34 protein-coding genes and 1 pseudogene are annotated in these 23,058 nt (G+C 54.8%); 33 read left to right on the top strand and 2 right to left on the bottom strand.

Annotated elements, in window-relative coordinates:
• Positions 1-318: 318 nt before the first annotated feature.
• From G523_RS0114790 to G523_RS0114630, 33 genes are all read left to right on the top strand, one after another.
• Entirely contained in the window at positions 319-621 is a 303-nt protein-coding gene (locus tag G523_RS0114790) for a 50S ribosomal protein L23 (protein WP_022695847.1), read from the top strand.
• A gap of 11 nt (positions 622-632) precedes the next feature.
• Positions 633-1,463 carry a 50S ribosomal protein L2 gene (gene rplB / locus G523_RS0114785; protein ID WP_022695846.1) on the top strand — a complete coding sequence of 277 codons (831 nt, stop codon included), beginning with the start codon at positions 633-635 and terminating at the stop codon, positions 1,461-1,463.
• A gap of 11 nt (positions 1,464-1,474) precedes the next feature.
• On the top strand, positions 1,475-1,753 hold the full coding sequence (gene rpsS, locus G523_RS0114780) for a 30S ribosomal protein S19 (protein ID WP_022695845.1): 279 nt from the start codon (positions 1,475-1,477) through the stop codon (positions 1,751-1,753).
• Positions 1,754-1,755: 2 nt separating this feature from the next.
• Positions 1,756-2,148, top strand: a complete 393-nt coding sequence (rplV, locus tag G523_RS0114775; protein WP_022695844.1) for a 50S ribosomal protein L22 — start codon at positions 1,756-1,758, stop codon at positions 2,146-2,148.
• On the top strand, positions 2,148-2,885 hold the full coding sequence (rpsC, locus tag G523_RS0114770) for a 30S ribosomal protein S3 (protein WP_022695843.1): 738 nt from the start codon (positions 2,148-2,150) through the stop codon (positions 2,883-2,885). The genes rplV and rpsC overlap by 1 nt, the downstream gene beginning before the upstream one ends.
• Positions 2,886-2,888: 3 nt before the next feature.
• Entirely contained in the window at positions 2,889-3,302 is a 414-nt protein-coding gene (gene rplP / locus G523_RS0114765) for a 50S ribosomal protein L16 (RefSeq protein ID WP_022695842.1), read from the top strand.
• Positions 3,303-3,320: 18 nt separating this feature from the next.
• Positions 3,321-3,521 carry a 50S ribosomal protein L29 gene (rpmC, locus tag G523_RS0114760; RefSeq protein WP_022695841.1) on the top strand — a complete coding sequence of 67 codons (201 nt, stop codon included), beginning with the start codon at positions 3,321-3,323 and terminating at the stop codon, positions 3,519-3,521.
• A gap of 21 nt (positions 3,522-3,542) precedes the next feature.
• Entirely contained in the window at positions 3,543-3,794 is a 252-nt protein-coding gene (gene rpsQ / locus G523_RS0114755) for a 30S ribosomal protein S17 (RefSeq protein ID WP_027441796.1), read from the top strand.
• Positions 3,791-4,159, top strand: a complete 369-nt coding sequence (gene rplN / locus G523_RS0114750; protein WP_022695839.1) for a 50S ribosomal protein L14 — start codon at positions 3,791-3,793, stop codon at positions 4,157-4,159. Before rpsQ ends, rplN begins: the two co-directional genes overlap by 4 nt.
• On the top strand, positions 4,159-4,476 hold the full coding sequence (gene rplX / locus G523_RS0114745; protein ID WP_022695838.1) for a 50S ribosomal protein L24: 318 nt from the start codon (positions 4,159-4,161) through the stop codon (positions 4,474-4,476). Before rplN ends, rplX begins: the two co-directional genes overlap by 1 nt.
• On the top strand, positions 4,469-5,029 hold the full coding sequence (gene rplE / locus G523_RS0114740; RefSeq protein ID WP_022695837.1) for a 50S ribosomal protein L5: 561 nt from the start codon (positions 4,469-4,471) through the stop codon (positions 5,027-5,029). Before rplX ends, rplE begins: the two co-directional genes overlap by 8 nt.
• Before the next feature lie 17 nt (positions 5,030-5,046).
• Positions 5,047-5,352, top strand: coding sequence for a 30S ribosomal protein S14 (rpsN, locus tag G523_RS0114735; RefSeq protein WP_022695836.1), 306 nt, complete (start codon positions 5,047-5,049; stop codon positions 5,350-5,352).
• Between the two features lie 14 nt (positions 5,353-5,366).
• Complete coding sequence (gene rpsH, locus G523_RS0114730; protein WP_022695835.1) at positions 5,367-5,762, top strand: 30S ribosomal protein S8; 396 nt, start codon at positions 5,367-5,369, stop codon at positions 5,760-5,762.
• Positions 5,763-5,777: 15 nt separating this feature from the next.
• Positions 5,778-6,308, top strand: coding sequence for a 50S ribosomal protein L6 (gene rplF, locus G523_RS0114725; protein WP_022695834.1), 531 nt, complete (start codon positions 5,778-5,780; stop codon positions 6,306-6,308).
• Between the two features lie 2 nt (positions 6,309-6,310).
• On the top strand, positions 6,311-6,673 hold the full coding sequence (gene rplR / locus G523_RS0114720; protein WP_022695833.1) for a 50S ribosomal protein L18: 363 nt from the start codon (positions 6,311-6,313) through the stop codon (positions 6,671-6,673).
• Between the two features lie 9 nt (positions 6,674-6,682).
• Entirely contained in the window at positions 6,683-7,291 is a 609-nt protein-coding gene (rpsE, locus tag G523_RS0114715) for a 30S ribosomal protein S5 (protein ID WP_022695832.1), read from the top strand.
• An 11-nt stretch (positions 7,292-7,302) separates the two neighbouring features.
• The gene (gene rpmD, locus G523_RS0114710; RefSeq protein WP_022695831.1) at positions 7,303-7,494 is read left to right on the top strand and encodes a 50S ribosomal protein L30; all 192 of its coding nucleotides are present in this window, start codon (positions 7,303-7,305) and stop codon (positions 7,492-7,494) included.
• 40 nt (positions 7,495-7,534) lie between these two features.
• A complete protein-coding gene (gene rplO / locus G523_RS0114705; RefSeq protein WP_022695830.1) occupies positions 7,535-8,014 on the top strand; it encodes a 50S ribosomal protein L15 in 480 nt (159 codons plus the stop codon).
• Between the two features lie 115 nt (positions 8,015-8,129).
• Positions 8,130-9,473, top strand: coding sequence for a preprotein translocase subunit SecY (secY, locus tag G523_RS0114700; protein WP_022695829.1), 1,344 nt, complete (start codon positions 8,130-8,132; stop codon positions 9,471-9,473).
• A complete protein-coding gene (locus G523_RS19505) occupies positions 9,470-10,087 on the top strand; it encodes an adenylate kinase (RefSeq protein WP_022695828.1) in 618 nt (205 codons plus the stop codon). Before secY ends, G523_RS19505 begins: the two co-directional genes overlap by 4 nt.
• 164 nt (positions 10,088-10,251) lie before the next feature.
• A complete protein-coding gene (rpsM, locus tag G523_RS0114690) occupies positions 10,252-10,620 on the top strand; it encodes a 30S ribosomal protein S13 (RefSeq protein ID WP_022695827.1) in 369 nt (122 codons plus the stop codon).
• A gap of 18 nt (positions 10,621-10,638) precedes the next feature.
• Positions 10,639-11,028, top strand: a complete 390-nt coding sequence (rpsK, locus tag G523_RS0114685; protein WP_022695826.1) for a 30S ribosomal protein S11 — start codon at positions 10,639-10,641, stop codon at positions 11,026-11,028.
• A gap of 31 nt (positions 11,029-11,059) precedes the next feature.
• Complete coding sequence (locus G523_RS0114680) at positions 11,060-12,097, top strand: DNA-directed RNA polymerase subunit alpha (protein ID WP_022695825.1); 1,038 nt, start codon at positions 11,060-11,062, stop codon at positions 12,095-12,097.
• Between the two features lie 29 nt (positions 12,098-12,126).
• Entirely contained in the window at positions 12,127-12,549 is a 423-nt protein-coding gene (gene rplQ / locus G523_RS0114675; protein WP_022695824.1) for a 50S ribosomal protein L17, read from the top strand.
• Between the two features lie 77 nt (positions 12,550-12,626).
• On the top strand, positions 12,627-14,081 hold the full coding sequence (locus G523_RS0114670; RefSeq protein WP_022695823.1) for a DegQ family serine endoprotease: 1,455 nt from the start codon (positions 12,627-12,629) through the stop codon (positions 14,079-14,081).
• A 2-nt stretch (positions 14,082-14,083) separates the two neighbouring features.
• Positions 14,084-15,406 carry a replication-associated recombination protein A gene (locus tag G523_RS0114665; RefSeq protein ID WP_022695822.1) on the top strand — a complete coding sequence of 441 codons (1,323 nt, stop codon included), beginning with the start codon at positions 14,084-14,086 and terminating at the stop codon, positions 15,404-15,406.
• Position 15,407: 1 nt separating this feature from the next.
• On the top strand, positions 15,408-16,121 hold the full coding sequence (locus tag G523_RS0114660) for an RluA family pseudouridine synthase (protein ID WP_022695821.1): 714 nt from the start codon (positions 15,408-15,410) through the stop codon (positions 16,119-16,121).
• Entirely contained in the window at positions 16,118-16,828 is a 711-nt protein-coding gene (locus G523_RS0114655) for a hypothetical protein (protein ID WP_022695820.1), read from the top strand. Before G523_RS0114660 ends, G523_RS0114655 begins: the two co-directional genes overlap by 4 nt.
• Positions 16,829-16,879: 51 nt before the next feature.
• Positions 16,880-17,269 carry a fluoride efflux transporter CrcB gene (gene crcB, locus G523_RS0114650; protein WP_022695819.1) on the top strand — a complete coding sequence of 130 codons (390 nt, stop codon included), beginning with the start codon at positions 16,880-16,882 and terminating at the stop codon, positions 17,267-17,269.
• Positions 17,266-18,264 carry an RluA family pseudouridine synthase gene (locus G523_RS0114645; protein ID WP_022695818.1) on the top strand — a complete coding sequence of 333 codons (999 nt, stop codon included), beginning with the start codon at positions 17,266-17,268 and terminating at the stop codon, positions 18,262-18,264. Before crcB ends, G523_RS0114645 begins: the two co-directional genes overlap by 4 nt.
• The gene (locus G523_RS0114640; RefSeq protein WP_022695817.1) at positions 18,261-18,941 is read left to right on the top strand and encodes an HAD-IA family hydrolase; all 681 of its coding nucleotides are present in this window, start codon (positions 18,261-18,263) and stop codon (positions 18,939-18,941) included. The genes G523_RS0114645 and G523_RS0114640 overlap by 4 nt, the downstream gene beginning before the upstream one ends.
• Positions 18,942-18,988: 47 nt before the next feature.
• Entirely contained in the window at positions 18,989-19,723 is a 735-nt protein-coding gene (locus tag G523_RS0114635) for an ATP12 family chaperone protein (protein ID WP_022695816.1), read from the top strand.
• 83 nt (positions 19,724-19,806) lie between these two features.
• Positions 19,807-21,084: a flavohemoglobin expression-modulating QEGLA motif protein gene (locus G523_RS0114630; protein WP_022695815.1), complete on the top strand. Its 1,278-nt coding sequence runs from the start codon at positions 19,807-19,809 to the stop codon at positions 21,082-21,084.
• Between the two features lie 52 nt (positions 21,085-21,136).
• Here G523_RS0114630 and G523_RS19500 read toward each other — a convergent pair.
• A pseudogene (locus G523_RS19500) lies at positions 21,137-21,505 on the bottom strand (FKBP-type peptidyl-prolyl cis-trans isomerase); the annotation flags it as partial.
• Between the two features lie 267 nt (positions 21,506-21,772).
• A complete protein-coding gene (locus tag G523_RS0114620; RefSeq protein ID WP_022695813.1) occupies positions 21,773-22,978 on the bottom strand; it encodes an acetyl-CoA C-acyltransferase in 1,206 nt (401 codons plus the stop codon).
• Positions 22,979-23,058 lie beyond the last annotated feature (80 nt).

Here is a 23,058-nt window from a genome sequence, read left to right as displayed (position 1 = left end):
AGCGACGTTCCAGCTGGCGCTAAGCCTGGCGACGACGCGTTCATCGATGACGTTGTTCTGATTGACGGTGTTGGCGCGAAATCAGCGAAAGCTCTGGCTGGCGAAGGTTATGGTGAGCTCACAAAGCTTGCGGAAATCAGCGAAGCAGACGCTACAGCGCTGTTCGAGAAAATCGGCGTAGCACAGCGCGCTGTAAACGAAGACTGGGTTGGCCAGGCTAAGGCAATCGTAGCGGGCGAAGCTCCGCGTGCGAAGGTTGACCAGCGTCTTCTCGTGAAAATGCGCGCTGCTAAAGCCGCAAACGGAGAGGGCTAAGCGATGGTAAAAGACGCTCAACCGATCCACTACGACACGATCGTCGCTCCGGTTATCACCGAGAAGTCGACTTTCCTCTCTGAGGAAAACAAGGTTGTGTTCAAAGTTGCGATCAACGCTACGAAGCCGCAAATCAAGGAAGCTGTAGAAAAGCTCTTTAACGTTCAGGTTCTCGGTGTGAACACGATCGTTACCAAGGGTAAGACTAAGCGTTTCCGCGGTATCGTTGGTCGTCGTAACGACGTGAAAAAAGCGATTGTGACCCTGGCTGAAGGTCAGGCGATCGACGTGGCAACCGGACTCTAAGGAAACCTGTCATGGCTTTGAAGACATTCAATCCGACATCTCCGGGTCGCCGCCAGCTCGTTCTGGTAGACCGTTCCGGCCTGCACAAAGGTCGCCCGGAAAAGACCCTCACTGAAGGTCTCACTAAGAACGGTGGTCGCAACAACACTGGTCGTATCACAGCACGCCGCATTGGTGGTGGTGCTAAGAAACTCTACCGTAAAGTAGACTTCAAACGTAACAAGTTTGACGTTCCTGCGACTGTAGAGCGCCTTGAGTATGACCCGAACCGCACAGCGTTCATCGCTCTGATCAAGTACGAAGATGGTGAGCTTGCTTACATCATCGCACCTCAGCGTCTTGGCCCTGGCGATCAGGTTATTTCTTCTGCAACGGCTGACATCAAGCCAGGCAATACACTGCCGCTGAAGAATATCCCGGTTGGTACGATCATTCACAACATCGAGATGAAGCCTGAGAAGGGCGCTCAGATCGCACGTTCAGCTGGCACTTACGCTCAGCTCGTCGGTCGCGCTGATGGCTACGCTCAGATCAAACTGTCTTCCGGTGAACTCCGCATGGTTATGGACCGCTGCCTTGCAACGGTTGGTGCGGTTTCTAACCCGGACAACATGAACCAAAACCTCGGTAAAGCAGGTCGTAAGCGCCACCTCGGTAAGCGCCCGTCTGTTCGTGGTGTTGTCATGAACCCGTTCGATCACCCGCACGGTGGTGGTGAGGGTAAGTCCTCTGGTGGCCGTCACCCGGTTACGCCATGGGGTAAGAAAACCCGCGGTCCTAAAACCCGCAAAAACAAGGCAACGGATCGTCTCATCATCCGTAGCCGTCACAAATCGAAGTAGGACGCTTAGACATGTCACGTTCTGTCTGGAAAGGCCCATTCGTCGACGGCTATCTGCTGAAAAAAGCAGAGGCGGCTGGCGAATCCAAAAAGCGCGAAGTGATCAAAACCTGGTCCCGTCGCTCTACGATCCTGCCAAACTTTGTTGGCCTGACATTCCAGGTCCACAACGGCAACAAATTCATCCCGGTTACTGTTTCTGAGGAAATGGTTGGCCACAAGTTCGGCGAATTCGCTCCGACCCGTACATACTACGGCCACGGCGCGGACAAGAAAGCGAAGCGGAGGTAGTCATGGGTAAGCCTAAGGCAGCTCCTAAACAGGCTGAGAACGAAGCGCGTTGCGTACTTCGCATGCTCCGCATCAGCCCGCAGAAGCTTAACCTGATCGCTCAGTCCATTCGTGGTCTGACTGTTGAGAAAGCGCTCGCTGAGCTTGAGTTTTCTCCGAAGCGTCATGCTGAAGACGTTCGCAAGGCTCTGAAAAGCGCTATTGCAAACGCTGAGAACAACCATGGTCTCGACATCGACTCTCTGGTCGTTGCTGAAGCATACGTCGGCAAAAACCTCGTCATGAAGCGCCTCCGCGCTCGTGCACGTGGTCGCGCGGCTCGCATCCTGAAGCCGTTCTCGCAACTTACCATCGTCGTGCGTGATACGAGCATGGCTGTTGAGGAGGCCGCATAATGGGTCAGAAGGTAAATCCGATTGGTCTGCGTCTTGGCATCAACCGTACGTGGGATTCCCGCTGGTATGCTGACAGCGCTGATTACGGCCGTCTGCTTCACGAAGATCTGAAGATCCGCGAGTTCATCAAGAACAAGCTTAAGCAAGCTGGTATTTCCAAGATCATCGTTGAGCGCCCGCACAAGAAATGCCGCATCACCATTCACACGGCTCGCCCTGGTATGGTTATCGGTAAAAAAGGCGCTGACATCGAGAAGCTTCGTAAAGAGCTCTCCAAGATCGTCGAAGACGAGGTTTTTGTGAACCTTGTTGAGATCCGCAAGCCGGAAATCGACGCAACTCTCATCGCAGACGACATTGCGCGTCAGCTTGAGCGTCGTGCTTCTTTCCGTCGTGCGATGAAGCGTTCGATCCAGTCTGCTATGCGTCTCGGCGCTCTGGGTGTTCGTGTGATGGTTGCTGGCCGCCTTGGCGGTGCAGAAATCGCGCGTACAGAGCAGTATGCTGAAGGTTCTGTTCCACTGCACACTCTGCGTGCGGACATTGACTACGGCACAGCTGAAGCGCTGACCACCTATGGTATCATCGGTATCAAGGTCTGGGTCTACAAAGGCGAGATCATGGAACACGATCCCATGGCTCAGGACAAGAAACAGGAAGCTTCAGGCGAAGCCCGCGCACGCTCTACGAGCCCACGCGGTGAGCGCCAGGGCAACCGCGAAGGTGCAGGAGCGTAATCAATGCTGCAGCCAAAGCGCACAAAGTTTCGTAAGGCTTTCAAAGGCCGGATTCACGGAAACGCCAAAGGCGGCTTTTCTCTGAACTTCGGTTCTTACGGCCTGAAGGCTCTCGAGCCGGAACGTATCACCTCACGTCAGATCGAAGCGACACGTCGTGCGATCACTCGTCAGATGAAACGTCAGGGTAAAGTCTGGATCCGTGTGTTCCCAGACCTGCCGGTTTCGGCAAAGCCAATCGAAGTTCGTATGGGTAAAGGTAAAGGTTCAATCGACCGTTGGGTCGCTAAAGTAAAACCTGGCCGTATCCTTTTTGAAATTGACGGTGTGAACGATGAAGTTGCTCGCGAAGCACTTCGTCTTGGTGCGGCGAAACTGCCGATCAAGACAAAAGTCGTCACCCGAATTGCTGAATAAGCGCGAGAGGAGATCGTTATGAAAGCGGAAGACGTTCGCGCTAAAACAGAAAGCGAGCTGAAAGATCAGCTCGTCGCTCTTAAAAAAGAGCAATTCAATCTTCGCTTCCAGCAGGCTACTGGCCAGCTGGAGAACACCGCCCGCGTGCGCCAGGTGCGTCGTGATATCGCTCGGATCCAAACGATCCTTCGCGAGAAAACGCAAACCAGCGCTGCGTGAACCTGAGGGAGCAAAAGCAATATGCCTAGGCGGATTATGGAAGGTGTGGTGGTCTCCACCAAGCAGGACAAAACAGCGATCGTACGTGTTGAGCGTACTTTCCTGCATCCCCTGCTTCGTAAGACCGTACGTAAATCTAAGCGTTACCACGCCCATGATGAAAATAACGTGGCTGTAGAAGGCCAAAAGGTCTCAATCATTGAGTGTGCGCCAAAGTCTAAACTGAAGCGCTGGGAACTCATGGCTGATCAAGCTGGTGGAGACGCCGCATGATTCAGATGCAGACAAACCTGTCGGTCGCTGACAACTCCGGCGCACGTCGCGTCCAGTGCATCAAAGTACTGGGTGGCGCTAAGCGTCGTTATGCCAGCGTAGGCGACATTATCGTTGTGTCTATCAAGGAAGCGATTCCTAAAGGCCGCGTGAAGAAAGGTGATGTGCGTAAAGCCGTTGTTGTTCGCGTTGCTAAAGACATCAAACGTCCTGACGGTTCTGCGATCCGTTTCGACACGAACGCTGCTGTTCTGATCAACAATAATGGTGATCCGATCGGTACACGTATCTTCGGCCCTGTTCCGCGTGAGCTTCGCGCGAAGGACCACATGAAGATTATCTCTCTGGCTCCGGAGGTGCTGTAATGGCTGCCAAAGTGAAAAAGGGTGATCGCGTCGTCGTTCTTGCTGGCCGTGATAAGGGCAAGCAAGGTGAAGTAACGCAAGTTATGCCAAAAGAAGGTCGTGTGATCGTCTCTGGCGTGAACGTTGTTACTCGTCACCAGAAACCGAACCAACTGGACCAGGGCGGCATCAAGCGCTTCGAAGCAGCTATCGATGTCTCTAACGTTGCACTTCTTGACCCGAAAGACGGCAAGCCGACACGCGTTGGTTTCCGTGTGAACGAAGAAGGTAACAAAGTCCGTTACGCTAAACGTTCAGGGGAGGCCATCGATGTCTGATGCCACCACTTACGAACCGCGCTTCCGTGAGCTGTATCGTGAACAGATCGTTCCGAAACTGCAGGAAGAGTTCAAGTACACAAACCCTATGCAGGTCCCTAAGCTCGACAAAGTCGTGCTGAACATGGGTGTCGGCGAAGCGGTTGCTGATTCCAAGAAGATCCAGTCCGCTCTGCGCGACATGGAAGCTATCGCGGGTCAGAAGCCTGTTGCGACTAAAGCGCGTAAATCTATCGCTGGTTTCAAGCTCCGTGAGGGCATGAGCATCGGCTGTAAAGTGACTCTGCGTCGCGACCGTATGTTTGAATTCCTGGACCGCTTGGTCACGATCGCGCTTCCGCGCGTGAAAGACTTCCGTGGTCTGAACGGTAAGAGCTTTGACGGCAATGGCAACTACGCCATGGGCATCAAAGAGCACATCGTATTCCCGGAGATCAACTACGATCAGGTAGACCAGATCTGGGGTATGGACATCATTGTTTGCACCACGGCGCAAACGAACGAAGAAGCTAAGGCGCTCCTGAAGCACCTCGGTTTCCCGTTTCGTAATTAAGCGCGGGGAGACAAGAAATGGCTAAAAAGTCTGCTATTGAACGCAACAACAAGCGTAAAGCGCTTGTTAAAAAGTACGCCGGTCGCCGTGAGCGTCTGAAAGCTGCGATCGCTAACGAAGATTTGCCGCTGGAAGAGCGTTTCGAAGCTCGCCTCAAACTGGCAGCGCTTCCGCGCAACTCCGCGCCGATCCGGGTTCGCAACCGTTGCGAAGTCACCGGTCGTCCGCGTGGTTATTATCGTAAGCTGAAGATGTCACGTGTGGCACTTCGCGAGCTGGGCAACCTTGGTAAGGTTCCTGGCATGGTCAAATCTAGCTGGTAAGGGAGGGCATCTAAATGAACATTTCTGATCCTCTCGGCGATATGCTGACACGTATCCGTAACGCTCAGATGCGCGGTAAGTCAGTAGTGACCACGCCGGCATCGAAGCTTCGCGTTCGCGTGCTCGAGGTTCTTCAGTCTGAAGGCTATATCCGTGGTTACACGGAAGTCGAAAAAGACGGCAAAAAGAACATCGACATCGAACTTAAATATTATGACGGTTCACCGGTTATCTCTGAAATCCGCCGGATTTCAAAACCAGGCCGTCGTGTTTATTCTTCTGTGAAGGATCTGCCGCTCGTACAGAACGGTCTAGGCATTTCCATTCTCTCTACGCCTAAAGGTGTCATGTCTGACAACACTGCGCGTAACGAGAATGTGGGTGGCGAAATCCTTTGCCGGGTCGTTTAAGGGAAGGAACAAGGTATGTCTCGTATCGGTAAACTTCCTGTCGAAGGTGGCAAAGCTACTCTGTCTCTTGCAGACCGGGTGCTCACCGCGAAGGGCCCTAAAGGCGAACTGACACTGACTGTTGTTGACGACGTAAACGTCGAAGTCAGCGACAACTCTGTTACGTTCACGCCTAGGGATGAATCCAAACGTGCTCGCGCAATGTGGGGCACAATGCGTGCTCGCGCTCAGAACATGGTCATCGGTGTTACCGAAGGTTATGAAAAAGAGCTCGAACTCGTAGGCGTTGGTTACCGTGCTCAAATGCAAGGTAGCGACGTTAAGCTCTCGCTCGGTTTCTCGCACGATGTCATTTACAAGGCTCCGGAAGGCATTTCACTGTCTTCTACCAAGCCAACGGAAGTGAAGATTGCTGGCGCTGACAAACAAGCTGTTGGTCAGGTCGCTGCAGAGATCCGCAAGTATCGTCCACCTGAGCCATACAAAGGCAAAGGTATCCGTTATGCCGGCGAGCAGGTTCGTCGCAAAGAAGGTAAGAAGAAGTAACCATGAAGACGCCACGCGAAAAACTCATGCGTCGCGCTCAGCGGGTTCGTGCCAAACTGCGCAAGCAGGCAACTGGTCGTCCTCGTCTGTCCGTGGTGCGCTCCTCCAAGAACATCGCCGCTCAGGTGATCGACGACGAACGTGGTATCACGCTCGCTTTCGCTTCCACGCAGGAAAAAGACTTCCGCTCGTCTACGCCAAACGGCGGTACATCTGACGCAGCAGCCTCTATTGGCAAGCTGATCGCAGAACGTGCCTCTAAAGCTGGTGTGGAAGACGTTGTCTTTGACCGCGGTGGTTACATGTTCCACGGTCGTATCAAGGCGCTGGCTGATGCCGCGCGTGAAGGCGGCCTGAAATTCTAGGAGACGGTAATGGCTGAAGAAAGAAAAGGCAGCGGTGAAGGCCGTGGTCGCGGCCGTGGCCGGGGCAAGGACAAGCGCGAAGAAGAGCAGAGCGAATTCGTAGATCGCCTGGTCGGAATCAACCGCGTCGCGAAAGTTGTTAAAGGCGGTAAGAACTTCGGTTTTGCTGCACTCGTCGTAGTCGGCGACCAGAAGGGCCGTGTAGGCTTTGGTCACGGTAAGGCGCGTGAAGTTCCTGAAGCGATCCGCAAGGCAACTGACGAAGCCAAGAAGAAAATGATCCGCGTTCCACTGCGCGAAGGTCGTACACTTCACCATGATGGTCGTGGTCGCCACGGCGCTGGTAAAGTTGTCCTCCGTGCAGCGCCTCCGGGTACCGGCGTTATCGCTGGTGGTCCGATGCGTGCGGTTCTCGATGTTCTCGGTGTTCAGGACGTTGTTGCTAAGTCTCTTGGCACGTCTAACCCGTACAACATGGTCCGCGCGACATTCGACGCGCTCAAAAACCAAAGCAGCCCACGGTCTGTCGCTTCCAAGCGTGGCCTGAAGGTTCAGGACATTGTCGGCCGTCGTGCTGATGGTGCGTCTGAAGCGGGCATGGCTGACGCAGCGAACTAGGAGCTCTCGTTATGGCTAAAAAGACTATTACAGTTCGCCAGACCGGTAGCCCGATCCGTCGCAAGAATGACCAGCGTGCTACGCTGGTCGGCCTTGGTCTGAACAAGATCGGTCGCGAGCGTGAGCTGGAAGATACGCCGGCTGTCCGTGGCATGATTGCCAAGGTTCAGCACATGGTTGAAATCGTAGAAGACAAGGCCTGAGCCCGGCATTTAGCCGGTCTGCTCTGGTAAGGTTATCGACATGAAACTCAATGAACTCTCTGATAACACGGGCGCCGTACAAGCTCGTAAGCGTGTAGGCCGCGGAGTCGGCTCTGGCACGGGTAAAACCGGCGGACGCGGTGTCAAAGGTCAGAAATCCCGTTCAGGTGTTGCGCTTAACGGTTTCGAAGGTGGGCAAATGCCTATCTATATGCGTCTTCCGAAGCGTGGCTTCAAAGCGCCGAACACCAAGAAGTACACCTGGGTTAATCTCGGCCGTATCGCGAAAGCGATCGAAAGCGGTCAGATTGATGGCAAGGCTGAAGTAACTGAAGAAGTCCTGGTGACATCCGGCGTTCTACGTCGTTCACGTGACGGCGTACGCCTTCTCGCGAAAGGTGATGCACCTAAAGGTCTGAACATTACCGTTACTGGTGCGTCTAAAGCGGCAATCGAAGCTGTTAAAGCTGCTGGCGGAAATGTCACAGTAACAGCTCCGTCTTCCGACGAATCTGAATAAAGCCTAATTTCAGGCTTCACAAATCAGTGCCAAGTGCCGATTTAAAGGCCTGTTGCATTTGGCAGCAGGCCTTTTTGCATTATGACTTGGGCCGAACGGGTATAAGGAGGCGCGTGTGGCGTCAGCGACAGAACAGCTTGCGAAGAATATGAGCTTTGAAGCTTTTGGTAAGGCCAAAGAGCTTCAGCAGCGTATTCTCTTCACTCTCGGTATTCTGGTGGCGTATCGCCTCGGTACCTATCTCCCGATCCCCGGCATTGACCCGGCTCAGTTCGCGATCATGTTCCAGCAACAGCAGAGTGGTATTCTGGGTAACCTGAATATGTTCGCGGGTGGTGCGATCGAGCGCATGGGTATCTTTGCGCTGAACGTCATGCCGTACATTTCGGCGTCGATCATCATGCAGCTTATGACGACGGCTTCGCCATCGCTTGAGCGCCTGAAGAAAGAGGGCGAGACGGGCAGGCAGCAGATCAACCAGTATACGCGCTACCTCACGGTATTGTTCGCTCTGGTTCAGTCCTTTGGTATCTCACAGGGCCTGCAGGAAGCCCGCATGGACGGCATGTCGTCGATCTTCTTCACGATCTCAACGGTTGTGACCATGACCGGTGGTACGCTCCTCCTGATGTGGATGGGTGAGCAGGTTACCTCCCGCGGCGTAGGTAACGGTATCTCGCTGATCATTTTTGCGGGCATCGTTGCAGAGCTGCCTCGAGCCATCTTCAACCTGGTGACATCCAGCTATTCGGGCACGATGAGCTTCCCGTTCGTTGCGGGTATTCTGCTTATGGCGATTGCGATGATCGTATTCATCGTCTTCATCGAGCGTTCCCAGCGCCGGATCCTTATTCAGTATCCGAAGCGCCAGCAAGGGAATCAGATGCAGCAGGGCCAGACGAGCTTCCTGCCGCTCAAGCTGAATACCGCCGGTGTTATCCCGCCAATCTTCGCATCTTCGCTTCTGCTTCTGCCTGCGACGATTGCTAACTTTACTATGGGAGCAGACGGTTCTGCGCCTGCCGGTATTCTTGGCACAGTCGTCGCGCTGCTTGGCCCTGGCCAGATCGGCTTCATTCTTCTTTATGCGCTGATGATTATTTTCTTTGCGTTCTTCTACACGTCCATCGTGTTCAATCCGGAAGAAACTGCGGACAATCTGCGCAAATACGGTGGTTTCGTGCCAGGTATCCGTCCTGGTAAACGTACTGCCGAATATCTCGACTTCGTCCTCACACGACTCACAGTGATTGGCGCGGCATACCTGACCTTTATCTGCCTCCTTCCGGAGATCCTCAGAGCACAGGTGCCGAGTATTCCATTCTACCTTGGTGGTACATCGCTTCTTATTGTTGTTTCTGTGACTATGGATACAGTAACACAGATTCAGTCTCATCTGGTGGCACACCAGTACGAAGGCATGATCAAGAAGTCTCGTTTGGGGGGTAAAAAACGATGAACCTAATCCTGTTCGGACCACCGGCCGCGGGTAAAGGCACACAGGCAAAGCGCCTTGTTACTGAGCATGGGTTCATCCAGCTCTCTACAGGTGACATGCTTCGCGCCGCGCGCAGTGCAGGCACAGAACTCGGTCAGCGTGTCGCTGCAATTATGGACTCAGGACAGCTCGTGTCTGATGAGATCGTGATTGAACTCATCGAAGACCAGCTGGACACGCACAAAGATGCGCCTGGCTTTATCTTTGACGGCTTTCCTCGGACGGTTCCGCAGGCGGAGGCGCTCGATAAGACGCTCGCCAAGCGCGATCAGGAGATCGACTGCGTCATTCGTCTGCGCGTGGACGAGGAAGCGCTCCTTGACCGTGTGACGAAGCGTTTTGAAGAACAGGGACGTGAAGACGATAACCCTGAGACCTTCAAAAAACGAATCGATGCGTACAATGCGCAAACAGCTCCACTTCTGCCAATCTATGCCGAGCGTAAGAAACTCACAGAGGTTGATGGCATGGGGAGCATCGAAAAAGTCGCTGCAGAGATTGACGCCGCACTGGCAAAGCAGTCTGGCGACGAAAAAAAAGGGTTCCTCTCGAAGCTTCTTGGGGGAAATAACTAACCTGTAAGTAAATTGTGTCTGGGTGCCACTCAGCTATTGACGTGGCCCCTCAGACACGTATAAGACGCGGCTTCTGCGAGTCATGGGCGCGTTTTGTACAGGCGATTAGTCATCGCAAAATTACCTTATGTCTCGGATCAATAAGTTTTAAACGGAGAAGTAGCTTGGCCCGTATTGCTGGCGTCAACATACCGACCAATAAGCGCGTTGAAATCGCGCTCCGTTATATTCACGGGATTGGCCCGGCAATGGCCAAGGATATCTGTGAAAAAGTCGGTATCACATCGGATCGTCGCGTCGCTGACCTGACAGATGCCGAAGTCATTCAAGTTCGCGAAACAATCGATGCGGATTACCTTGTAGAAGGTGACCTGCGTCGCGAAACTGCGATGAACATCAAGCGTCTTATGGACCTTGGTTGCTATCGCGGTCTTCGTCACCGTCGCGGTCTTCCAGTTCGCGGTCAGCGTACGCACACTAATGCGCGCACCCGCAAAGGTCCGGCTAAGCCGATCGCTGGTAAGAAGAAATAAGGCTGGGAACCAAGTATTATGGCTAAAGACACTACTCGGGTTCGCCGTCGCGAACGGAAGAATATTACTTCCGGCGTTTGCCACGTGAACTCCAGCTTCAACAACACGATGATCACGATCTCTGATTCCCAGGGTAACACTATTTCCTGGTCGTCTGCTGGTCACATGGGTTTTAAGGGCTCTCGTAAGTCTACTCCGTACGCAGCTCAGATGGCTGCTGAGGATGCAGGCCGCAAAGCTCAAGAGCACGGCATGCGTACACTCGAAGTGAATGTACGTGGTCCGGGTTCTGGCCGCGAATCAGCTCTCCGTGCGCTTCAGAATGTCGGTTTCACAATCACATCTATCCGTGATACGACTCCGATCCCGCACAACGGGTGCCGCCCGCCAAAACGTCGCCGCGTATAACCCTACCTCCCCAGATCTGAAGGAATTCGCGATGTCAGGCTCAATTGCCGTCGTCAACGACAAAAATTGGAAAGAACTTATCCGTCCCGCTCGCCCTGTTGTTGAGCACGGATTTGACGCTCTCCGTAAAGCGACTCTCGTAGTAGAGCCGCTCGAGCGTGGCTTCGGCACAACGCTCGGTAACGCGCTTCGCCGCGTTCTTCTGTCTTCTCTGCAAGGTTCGGCTATCACCGGCATGCAGATTGACGGTGTTGTTCACGAGTTTTCTTCAATTCCTGGCGTTCGTGAAGACGTCACGACCATCGTTCTGAACCTCAAGCAGGTTGCAGTTCGCATGGTGTCTGACACAGCTAAACGTATGACGCTCCGTGCAAGCGGCGCTGGCGAAGTTAAAGCTGGTCAGATCGAAACAACTGGCGACGTTGAAATCCTGAACCCTGATCTGGTCATCTGCACGCTCGACGAGGGCGCAGACGTACGTATGGAGTTCACGGTCGACACTGGTAAAGGCTATGTGGCTGCAGAGCGTAACCGCGCTGAAGACTCTCCGATCGGTTTCATTCCGATCGACGCGATCTTCTCTCCGGTTCGCCGTGTTGGCTACCGTGTGGAAGACACACGTGAAGGTCAGGTTCTCGACTATGACAAGCTGATGCTTGACGTTGAAACTGACGGTTCGATTTCTCCGGAAGATGCTGTTGCTTATGCAGCGCGTATTCTTCAGGACCAGCTGCGTCTCTTCATCAACTTCGAAGAGCCAGATGACAAATCTGAGCAGGACGACGAGCCGGATCTCGGCTTCAACCCAGTCCTTCTCAAGAAGGTTGATGAGCTTGAGCTGTCTGTACGCTCTGCGAACTGCCTGAAGAATGATAACATCGTTTATATCGGTGACCTCATTCAGAAGTCTGAAGCTGAAATGCTTCGTACGCCGAACTTCGGTCGTAAGTCTCTGAACGAGATCAAAGAAGTGCTCGCCGGAATGGGCCTGCACCTCGGTATGGACGTACCAAGCTGGCCGCCTGAAGATATCGAAGGCCTGGCCAAAAAATACGAAGATCAGATCTAACGGCGAAGAGCCGATAAGGAAGTTTAGTCATGCGTCACGGACTCGCACATCGTAAACTCAACCGCACGTCAGAGCACCGCAAAGCGATGTTCGCTAACATGGCGTCGTCTCTGATTGAACATGAGCAGATCGTGACGACTCTGCCTAAGGCGAAAGACCTGCGTCCAATCATTGAGAAGCTGGTTACTCTCGCTAAGAAGGGCGATCTCGCTTCCCGTCGTCGCGCAATTTCTAAACTGCGCAACGTTGAGATGGCGAAGAAACTCTTCGACGTTCTCGGTCCTCGCTATGAAGAGCGTAACGGTGGTTACGTTCGTGTGATGAAAGCTGGCTTCCGTCACGGCGACAATGCGCCTATGGCTGTTATCGAATTCGTCGAACGTGACGAAGACGCTAAAGGCAAAGGTGACCGTGAGCGTGTCGCAGCTGAGCTCGAGCTCGCTGACGACTAAGCGCTGCTGAATTTGGAGCGGGTCTTGCAGTTTGGCCAGAAACCGCCCAAATCCGGACATGGTCGGAGGGTTTACTCATGATCATGACACGACACATAAATAAAATTCTTCTAGCTTTGAGCGCGGCCCTGGTCGCGCTCGCTTGTCTTCTGCTTCTGCCGGTTATGACCCCGGCAAATGCGCAATTGCTTCCAGAAAGCCGCGACGACATTCAGATGTCTTTTGCGCCGCTTGTCCGCGAAGCGTCACCGGCTGTTGTAAACGTTTATTCCGAACGTCTGGTGCGCCAGTCGGCCAATCCGTATTCCGGGCACCCATTCTTTGATCGCTTTTTCGGGCCGAATTCTTTTGGCGTGCCGCAAGAGCGCGTTGAGTCCTCTCTTGGTTCAGGTGTGATTGTGGGCGAGGACGGCGTCATCGTGACGAACAATCACGTCGTGCAGGGCGCAGACGCGCTGCGCGTGGTGTTGTCTGACCGTCGCGAGTTTGAAGCGGAGCTGGTGCTCGCTGATGAGCGTACAGACCTTGCTGTTCTGCGTATCGATCCTGAAGGAGAGGTTCTGCCGACGCTTCAATATGCAGATACGCGCCTCGTTGAAGTGGGCGACCTCGTACTGGCGATTGGCAACCCTTTTGGTGTTGGCCAGACAGTCACCAGCGGGATCGTGTCTGCGACAGCGCGTACAGACGTCGGTATCTCTGACTATGCGTTCTTTATTCAGACAGACGCAGCCATCAATCCGGGTAACTCGGGCGGCGCGTTGATTGATAACGCCGGTCGGTTGGTTGGTGTGAACACCGCGATCTTCTCACGCTCTGGCGGGTCGAACGGGATTGGCTTTGCCATTCCGTCGGAGATGGTGCGCCGTATTGTTGATTCTGCCATCAATGAGGGCCGTGTAGTGCGTCCCTGGGTTGGGCTGCGCGGTCAGGCTGTTACGGCAGAGATTGCACGCTCAATGGAACTGGAGCGTCCGGGCGGGCTTCTTGTGACCGAAATCTATCCTGATGGTCCTGCCGATCTCGCAGGTCTTCGCCGCGGCGACTTGCTCCTGAAATTTGATGGCCGCGATGTTTTTGATGAGAATGGTCTTCGCTTCCTGTCTGCAACGCTCGCAGCGGGTGACTCAGCGCCGATCAGTATTCTCCGAAACGGTGAGCAGCGTACGCTCAATATGACGGTCACAGCGCCTCCTGGTGCAACGGATGCCGAACTTATCCTTCTGGAAGGTGAGAACCCGCTTTCGGGCGCAGAGGTCGCGAACCTGTCACCTGCGCTGGCAGAAGAACTTCGCCGTGACCCGTTTGATGAGGGTGTCCTCGTAAACCGTATCGTTCGCCGGTCTTACGCTTACCGCTCTGGTGTGCGTCCGGGCGACATTGTTATCGAAGTGAACGGTCAGGCGATCACAACAGTTGAAGAGCTTGAAGAGGCCCTCAATGCCGAGGCTGAAGATGGCAGCAAGCTGCGTGTCTGGCAGATCGCTGTCGATCGTAATGGACGGCGCCTGTCACAGAGTTTCAGGCTCTAGGCGTGAGCGACCTCTTCCAGGCAGCCGGTTTAGATAAAAACGCGCCTCAGCCTCTCGCTGAGGCGATTCGGCCTCAGAAACTCTCTGAGGTCGTTGGGCAGGACCATCTGATCGGTGCGGATGGGCCCCTCGGGCGTATGATTGCCTCCGGCCGCTTGTCATCCGTCATCCTCTGGGGGCCTCCGGGTGTCGGGAAGACGACCATTGCTCAATTGCTGGCAGATGGCACCGGGCTGCATTTCGAGGCCCTTTCCGCGGTCTTCTCTGGCGTGAAAGACCTGCGTACGGTTTTTGAAAAAGCAGAACACCGCCGCTCCATGGGGCAGGGGACGCTGCTTTTCGTAGATGAGATCCACCGTTTTAACAAAGCCCAGCAGGATAGCTTCCTTCCATATGTCGAGAAGGGTGTTGTCACGCTCGTAGGCGCGACCACAGAAAACCCAAGTTTCGAGCTCAATGGCGCGCTGCTGTCGCGATGTCAGGTGCTCGTGCTTGAGGCGCTGGAGCGTTCATCGCTCGACAAGCTCATCGCACGTGCCGAGGCGCACACGGGTGATCCGCTGCCGCTCACGCCTGAGGGCGTAGACTACCTCACCGGTATGGCGGGAGGTGATGGCCGGTATTTCCTTGGCATGGTCGAGGACGTCTATCGCTATGCAGGCAATCGCGGAACGCTAAACCTCGCACAGCTGAAAAAGCTCGTGACCACGCGTGCTGCCGCTTATGACAAAGCGGGCGAGGGGCATTACAATCTCATCTCGGCGCTCCACAAATCGATCCGTGGCTCTGATCCGGATGCGGCCATGTACTGGCTGATGCGTATGCTGCAGGGCGGTGAAGATCCACGTTATATTGCGCGTCGCCTCGTTGTGATCGCGAGCGAGGATATCGGCCTTGCCGACCCGACCGCGCTCATGGTCGCGTCTGAGGCGGCGCGAGCGTTTGAACGCCTTGGCATGCCGGAAGGCGAATACCCTATTGCGCATGCCGTGATTCATCTGGCGACGGCGCCTAAGTCAAACGCAGTGAAGATGGCGATCCAGAATGCCAAGCTGGCCGCGCGTGAGACGGGGCATCTCAATCCGCCAAAGCATATCCTGAACGCGCCGACGGATATGATGAAAGATCAGGGGTATGGCGATGGCTATATCTATGACCATGACACCGAGCATACCTTCTCCGGGCAGCATTATTTTCCGGAAGGCGTTAGGCGTTTGAATATATATGATCCAAAAGGTGAGGGACGCGAGAAAAGCATTCGAGAGAAGCTTAGTTATCTCGAGGACTTGCGCGACCGCCTGCAGAACCGGCGAGGGAGCCGCTGAAATGAGAAACCGTGAAACCGTCTGGTTGACGGACGAAGAAAAAGATTTCGTCCGTTCTTTCCTGATCGAAGAAGATGACGACATCCTCGCGTTCAACAAACCGGCTGGACTGCCGTGCCAGACGCGTAAGACTGACGACCAGACATTCGACAAGCTTCTCTGGGCATTTGCAAAATCAAACGGCAAGCGGCCTCGTATGGTGCACCGTCTGGATGCTGAGACATCCGGCATCATCATCGCCGCTAAAACGCAACCTGCTTCAGCCGCGTTGTCCCGTGCCTTCGAAAATCGTGAGATCAAAAAGACTTATCTGGCGCTGGTTCCGGGCAATGCCAAACGTATGACTCGCGTTGATAGCCCGATCGGTATAATCCGGTTGGAACACGGCATGCAGATTTCCGGTATTGGCGGGCAGCCTAACGTGAAAGACGCCAAACCGGCGCTGACGCGCTTTCATACGCTTGCCGTGCAAGATGGTGTCAGCCTGATCGAATGCCGTCCGGAGACAGGCCGTATGCACCAGATTCGCATACATCTGGCTCATGCGGGCTTCCCGATCTTCGGCGACAGTATCTATGGCGACGGCGACAACGCCTCTCGTCTCATGCTCCATGCGCACCGAATTCAGGGGCCTCACCCGATAGGTGGCCAGTTCGATTATACTGCGCCAGCGCCGCCCGAGTTTGAGGGCTTTGTGGGTGGCGGTCACGCATGATCGTCTCGGCCGGCGCATATTTCTCCGGTCCAATGACATCTGCAAAGCACGCAGAAGCGTTTCTACGCCTCACGGAGACGCTTGCCCCGCTTTCTGCGTTCAATGTGACGCTGACTGACTGCGACACCTCTCACGAGCCGTATGACGATGACCAGGGTCCTTTCAGAGACGAGGGGACCTTCATCGCGGACCAATGGGCGCGGCCGATTATCTTAGGCAGTCAGAATACCGGAGCGCTGTATCATCCGAGCTTACAGCGCTCGAGCCCTTACCTCGATAGCTTTGTCATGCATTTAGAAGGTGCGTCGTCTCTGTCAAACTGGGCGATGGAGGGCAACTATTCGGCATCAACCGATTATGAGGCGTATTATGAGCGCCTTCTCGGGGCGGGGGCGGTCGTCGCCGCAGAGTTGAGCCTCAGCATTTCAGGCTTATCCTGCTATCTGAATTCTCCTCCATTCAAACCGGACGAATTTCCCGTAGCGTCCGGTGCGGGATGGGCGCTGACGCTGGGCGGTGACTTGAAGCGCTATCTGCCTGCAACCAGTCTTCGTGCCGCAGGCTTTGATGTGCTCACGTCGGGCGACGCTATCACGGCAACGGTGACACCGCGTCTTGCCGATGTGCTGTCGGATACGTCTGCCTATCTGACGAGGCGTCGGATTTTTATGTCGCTTTTCCCGAAAGGCTTCTTCCGCGAGGCGTGAAGTCGTGTTGATCTCATTGCTCAATCCTGCAGACTGGGGCAGAGAGACACCATGTTTACACAGCATCTCATATTTGCGGCAGTTGGTGGCGCAATCGGTTCTGCGCTGCGCTTCAGCGTAGGTGCCGCGATGCTGCGATTTATGGGGCCGGGCTGGCCCTGGGGCACTTACACCGTGAACATCGTCGGATCGCTGCTCATGGGGCTGGTGATCGGATGGTTTGCGCATAAGAGCGCTGCCGGTGCAGGAGGTGCACAGATATTTCTGGCGACCGGAATTCTGGGCGGTTTTACCACCTTTTCCGCGTTCTCGCTGGAAACGGCACGCATGGTAGAAAGTAAGGCTTACACGCAGGCTGCGCTTTATGCCGGAAGTTCTGTCATTCTTGGTGTCCTTATGGTATTCGCCGGCCTCTTCATCATACGAAAGGTTCTGATGTGAGCGGAGAGGTTCAGCTCATCGAGGTGAGCTACGAGGAATCGGGCGCCCGTCTCGATAAATGGTTCAAGCGCCGGTATGCAGGTGTGACACAGGGGCAGGTCGAGAAATTCCTGCGCACGGGACAGATCCGTGTTGATGGCGCACGCGCGAAAGCTAACACACGGCTTGAAGAAGGTCAGATGGTTCGCGTGCCGCCTCTGCCGACCAAAGAAGATCTCGACAAAGCGAAAGAGAAGCGCGCGAAGACCGTTTCTGCCAAGGATGCAGCCTTCATTCGTGACATGCTCATCTACGAAGATGACGACATCATCGCGCTGAACAAGCCGATGGGGCTGGCCGTGCAAGGCGGTACGAACACGAACCGCCATATTGATGGCATGCTGGATGCACTGATGAAGGGTGAACATCGCCCGCGTCTGGTACATCGTCTGGACCGAGACACGTCAGGCGTTTTGCTGATCGCCAAACATCCACGTGCGGCATCTGAGCTCGGTGACATGTTCCGCGACCGTACGCTCAAGAAAGTCTATTGGGCGGTGTGTGCAGGCGTACCTCATCCGATCCGCGGGCAGATCCGTAGTTGGATGGTCAAAGGGACGGAAGGCGCTGATAAAGAGCGCATGGTTCCGGCTGTTCAGTCCGATAAAGGCTCCCAGCACGCCATTACAGAATACTCGGTGATTTCTACGGCAGGCCAAAAGGCTGCATGGATGGCGCTGTCTCCGCTGACGGGGCGTACCCACCAGCTCCGCTTTCACATGGAAGAGATCAAGAACGCGATTATCGGTGATCCGAAATATCCCGGCCGCCGCGAGCCATTGAACGGTCTGGCTGACGGTCTGCACCTCCATGCGCGGGCACTGGTCATTCCGCGTAAGAACGGCAAGGACCTGACGCTGACCGCGCCTCTGCCGCCGCATATGAAGCAAACTTTCAAGACGCTCGGCTTCCTTCTGGAAGAAGCAGGCAAGGACCCATGGGAACCGTTTGAATGAGCCTGAGACTGGTAGTCTGGGATATTGACGGGACCATTGTTGATAGCCGGAAGGTCATTCAAAATGCGATGACCGCGGCGTTCGAGAACTTTGGTCTGACTCCGCCCGAGTATGACCGTACCCGCCAGATTGTCGGGCTCGGGCTTGAGGATGGCTGCCGCATTCTTGCGCCAGAGGGTATGTCCGACCGAGACGTTGCTGCGCTGGCTGAGGCTTATAAGAACGCCTTTGTGGCGCATCGCACGCAGAACCCTGATTTCCGTGAACCGCTCTATGATGGCGCGGTGGAGCTTCTCGAAGCACTGGCCAATCAGAATTGCCTCATGGCGGTTGCGACCGGAAAATCCCGTCGAGGTGTAGAGGCCGTTTTCGGTATGCATGATCTGGGACGGTATTTCGATACGGTCTGGTGCGCGGATGATGGCCCCGGAAAGCCGAACCCGTTTATGGTGACAGAATCCATGAAAGCGGTCGGCGTAGAGCCGGAACAGACCGTTATGGTCGGTGACGCCATCCACGATATTCATATGGGCCGGTCTGCGGGCGTGGTCACTCACGGCGTGAGCTGGGGCTTTGGTGAAGCGCATGAGTTGGAATGTGCCGAGGCGCATCATATCCACCATGAGATGGACAGCCTGTCTGATGCTTTGCTCACATTTGCGCGCGTTGAGGCGTGACAGTGTGAGGGGGTGACCCTTGCTCAGAATTCTGTATAGAGGCGCGCATGACTAATGGATCTGCTCTCAAAAAGCCGAAGCGCTTTTATAAAACTGTTTCTGTCTCTGAAGGCGAAACCGGCTGGCACGTTGAACTGGACGGCCGCACGCCCGTAACACCTGCCAAGCGCAAACTGGCACTTCCGACGCAAGCGCTCGCGGTTTCAGTTGCTGAGGAGTGGGAGGGACAGATTGAAGAGATCGATCTGCCAACCATGACGCTCACCCGCATGGCGAATGTCGCCCTCGACCGAACACCTGACACGCGCGATGCTTTGATTGCGGAAGTGCAGAAATATGCCGGCACTGATCTGGTTTGCTATCTCGCACAGGGGCCTACAGAGCTTCGTGACCGTCAGGAGGGGCATTTCCGTCCGCTGCGTGATTGGGCGAGCCGTGAGCATGGTGTGCTTCTGCTGCCAACTGAGGGTGTCATGAACGCGCCTCAGCCGCCTGCCAGCATTGAGGCGATTGGCGCTTTTGCTGCCGGCAAGAACGATTTCGTACTCACCGGTCTTGGTATGGCGCTTGGTCTTTATGGCTCCGCGGTTCTCTCCATGGCTGTTGCCGAGCAAGAGCTGACAGCGCTTGATGCCTATGACATCTCCATTGTTGATGAGCTCTGGCAAATGGAGCAATGGGGCGAAGACGACGAAGCGCTTCGGAGGATTGGTGGTCACCGCCGTGACGCGCTGGCACTTGGGGCCTGGTTTGAAGGCCTTGCAACAGGTGTGGTCGCATAAATTGTGATTGCGGTAGGCCATTTGCTACCCTAAATGCCGATTCAGCTTTAAGCATGAAGCGGTGCATTTGGGATTTGCATTGATTGCCTGAGTTTTCCGAAAAAGAATTGGACCGGTTCGATCGGGCCGCAACCCTGCTATTTGAAGCAGAGGACCGGCTTCCTGTTCTCAAGTCTACGAACTGGGATCGCAGTGTAGCAGACGCGTTTTTTGCAGCAGATGCGAAAGAGCTTCCAAAGCCTACATACACCCGTATTGATCCGCATCCATCGGGCGAGCGCATCAAGGCTGCTCGTGAGCTGATCGACGGCGATAGTGCTGTCCATCAGTGGCTTTTACGCCTGTGTGAGACAGGCGAGCAGACGGCTGCCATGCTGGCGTCTATCGGCACTGCGGGCTTCTGCGTGTTCTCGAACGAGCTGTACGGCTCGCCGCAGCAGCCGATTGCCGATGGCAATGTCACAACGCTTGATCTAGCACGTCGTCTTGATGGGCTTCTGTCAGAGTTCGATGAAGGCACGCTGAAACTCGAAAAGCCGGTCGTCCTGACAGCGCAGCAATTGAAAGCGCAGCTGGACGCTGAACTGCCAGAGCATTTTGGCGCTGACACACCTGAAGTGATCGTCACTGGCGAGGTGTCTGCTAAGGCTGCCGCGGGACGCGATTATGTGAAATTGCGCGAGGATGCGAGCTTTTCCGATCTCGATTGTTCGCAGCTTCTTCAGCATGAGGCGCTGATCCATATTGCGACGGGCTTTAATGGCAGCCGCCATGACCGTTTCCAGATTCTGGGTGAAAGCCATCCGGGCAATGCACGTACGCAGGAGGGGCTGGCGGTTTTCGCGGAGTTTATTACCGGCTCAATTGATCCGCGTCGTTTTCGCCGACTGGCTGACCGCGTCATCGCGATTGATATGTCGGCCAATGGTGCAGACTTCATCGATCTCTATAATTTCTTCCGTGAGAAATCGACACGTGATGCTCCGTTCGAGGCCTTTGAAAGCGCGCGTCGTGTTGTGCGCGGGGGGCTTGTCGATGGCGGGGCACCCTTCACGAAAGACGGAGTTTATCTCTCCGGTCTGGTAGAAGTGCACTCATATTTGAGAGCGGCAATCCGAGCCGGTGATACGCGCCTGATAGAGTTATTGTTCGTTGGCAAGATCGACCTGCAAGACCTTGAGGCTATGGATGTTTTAGCTCATCAGGAATTGATCAAACGTCCGCAGTTCATGCCGCCATGGGCGAAAGATGCACGCTATCTTTTGGCCTATCTGTCTTACTCGACATTCCTCAACCAGATCGATCTGGGGCAGGTCGCGGCGCGCTATACAGACCTCATCACAGCGCAGACGCTCAGATAATAAAAAAGGCGACCTATGAGAGGTCGCCTTCAAAATTTCGGATCAATTGGGCTTAGCCGACTTTGATCAGCTCGACGTCGAAGATCAGCGTCGCATTTGGCGGGATCGCGCCAGGTGCACCGCGTGCGCCATAACCAAGCTGGGACGGGATCACGAATTCGTACTTCGCGCCTTCCTGCATCAGCTGAACGCCTTCGGACCAGCCTGCGATTACAGCGTTAAGCGGGAACTCAATCGGCTGACCGCGCTTGTAAGAGCTGTCGAATTCTTTGCCGTTCACGAGGCGGCCGGCATAGTGAACTTTCACCTTATCGCGAGGGCCCGGCTTATAGCCTGTACCTTCTTCCAGTACGCGGTACTGAAGACCTGAAGCGGTGACGGTAACTCCGTCTTTTTTTGCATTCTCATCCAGATAGTCGAGATCAGGATTACTCATAAGTGCTTCCTCAAGTTATCTTTTGGCGCTTCCTGCACGGTTTGGCGCAAAAGGTAAAGTCGGGATGGGGATTATGAACGTCTTCTAACGAAGCATCCCTCGCGGATTTTACGCCAGAAGGTTTTTGTGGGTGATCTCGATCGTGCGGTTTACGAACCGACGACGGACTGACGTACCGATCTGCACGGCAGCTAACAAAAAAAGCCCGGAGCATCTGCTCCGGGCTTTTAAACTTCAAATGAAGCGCAGGGCTTAGAAGATCTCGAAGAGACCAGCAGCACCCATGCCGCCGCCGATACACATGGTGACAACGCCCCATTTCGCACCGCGACGTTTACCTTCGAGAAGGAGAGAGCCGGTGCAACGTGCGCCGGTCATGCCGAACGGGTGACCGATAGAGATAGAGCCGCCATTGACGTTGTACTTTTCCGGGTCGATGCCGAGACGGTCACGGGAGTAGAGACACTGAGACGCGAAAGCTTCGTTGAGCTCCCACAGGTCGATGTCGTCAACTGTCAGGCCGTGACGCTCGAGGAGACGTGGAACAGCGAATACCGGGCCGATACCCATTTCGTCGGGATCGCAACCAGCAACGTTGAAGCCAGCAAAACGACCGAGAGGCTCTTTGCCCTGACGTTCAGCTTCTTTAGCTTCCATCAGAACGAGCGCAGCAGCGCCGTCAGAAAGCTGGGATGCGTTACCCGCTGTTACGTACTTGCCTTCTTTAACGACCTGGCCGTTTTTGAGGACGGGCTTCAGTCCAGCCAGAGACTCGGCAGTTGTGCCTGGACGGTTACATTCGTCGCGGTCACAAGTAACTTCCTGGAAGGATTCTTCGCCAGTTTCTTTGTTGACCAGTTTCATCATTGTTGTGAGCGGAACGATCTCTTCAGCCATTTTACCAGAAGACTGAAATTCAGCTGTGCGCGCCTGAGACAGCGCAGAGTATTCGTCCTGATACTCACGGGAAACGCCGTAGCGATCTGCAACGATTTCCGCTGTTTCAATCATGGTCATCCAGATGGCTGGCCATTCTTTCATCAGCTTCTCTTCTGTGTAGTTAGAGCGGTTCATGTTGCCAGAACCGGACACGAGAGAGATGGATTCAACGCCGCCGCCGATAGCAACCGGAGCGCCTTCGTTTTTGATGGTCCATGCAGCGTTAGCAATAGCTTGCAGGCCTGAAGAGCAGAAGCGGTTGATCGTTGCGCCAGACGCTGTGGACGGACAACCAGCCCAGAGTGCAGCGTTACGTGCAACGTTGTGGCCTGTTGCGCCCTCTGGCTGCGCACAGCCGAGGTAAACGTCTTCTACAACACCTGGATCAATACCAGCACGCTCCATAGCGCCTTTGATCGCTGTACCGGCCATTGTGATGCCGTGTGTGTTGTTGAAAGAACCACGACCAGCCTTCGCAAGGCCAGTACGTGCGGTGGAAAGGATTACTGCGTCACGCATATAGTTTTCTCCCTCGAGTTATGGCGCGACCCTACAGCCTGAAATCAGGCATGACTAGTTGCCGCTCGCGTTAACTAGGG

Origin of the sequence: Ponticaulis koreensis DSM 19734 (assembly GCF_000420665.1) — a bacterium.
GTDB lineage: Bacteria > Pseudomonadota > Alphaproteobacteria > Caulobacterales > Hyphomonadaceae > Ponticaulis > Ponticaulis koreensis.
This window is presented reverse-complemented; position numbering and strand designations above follow the sequence as displayed.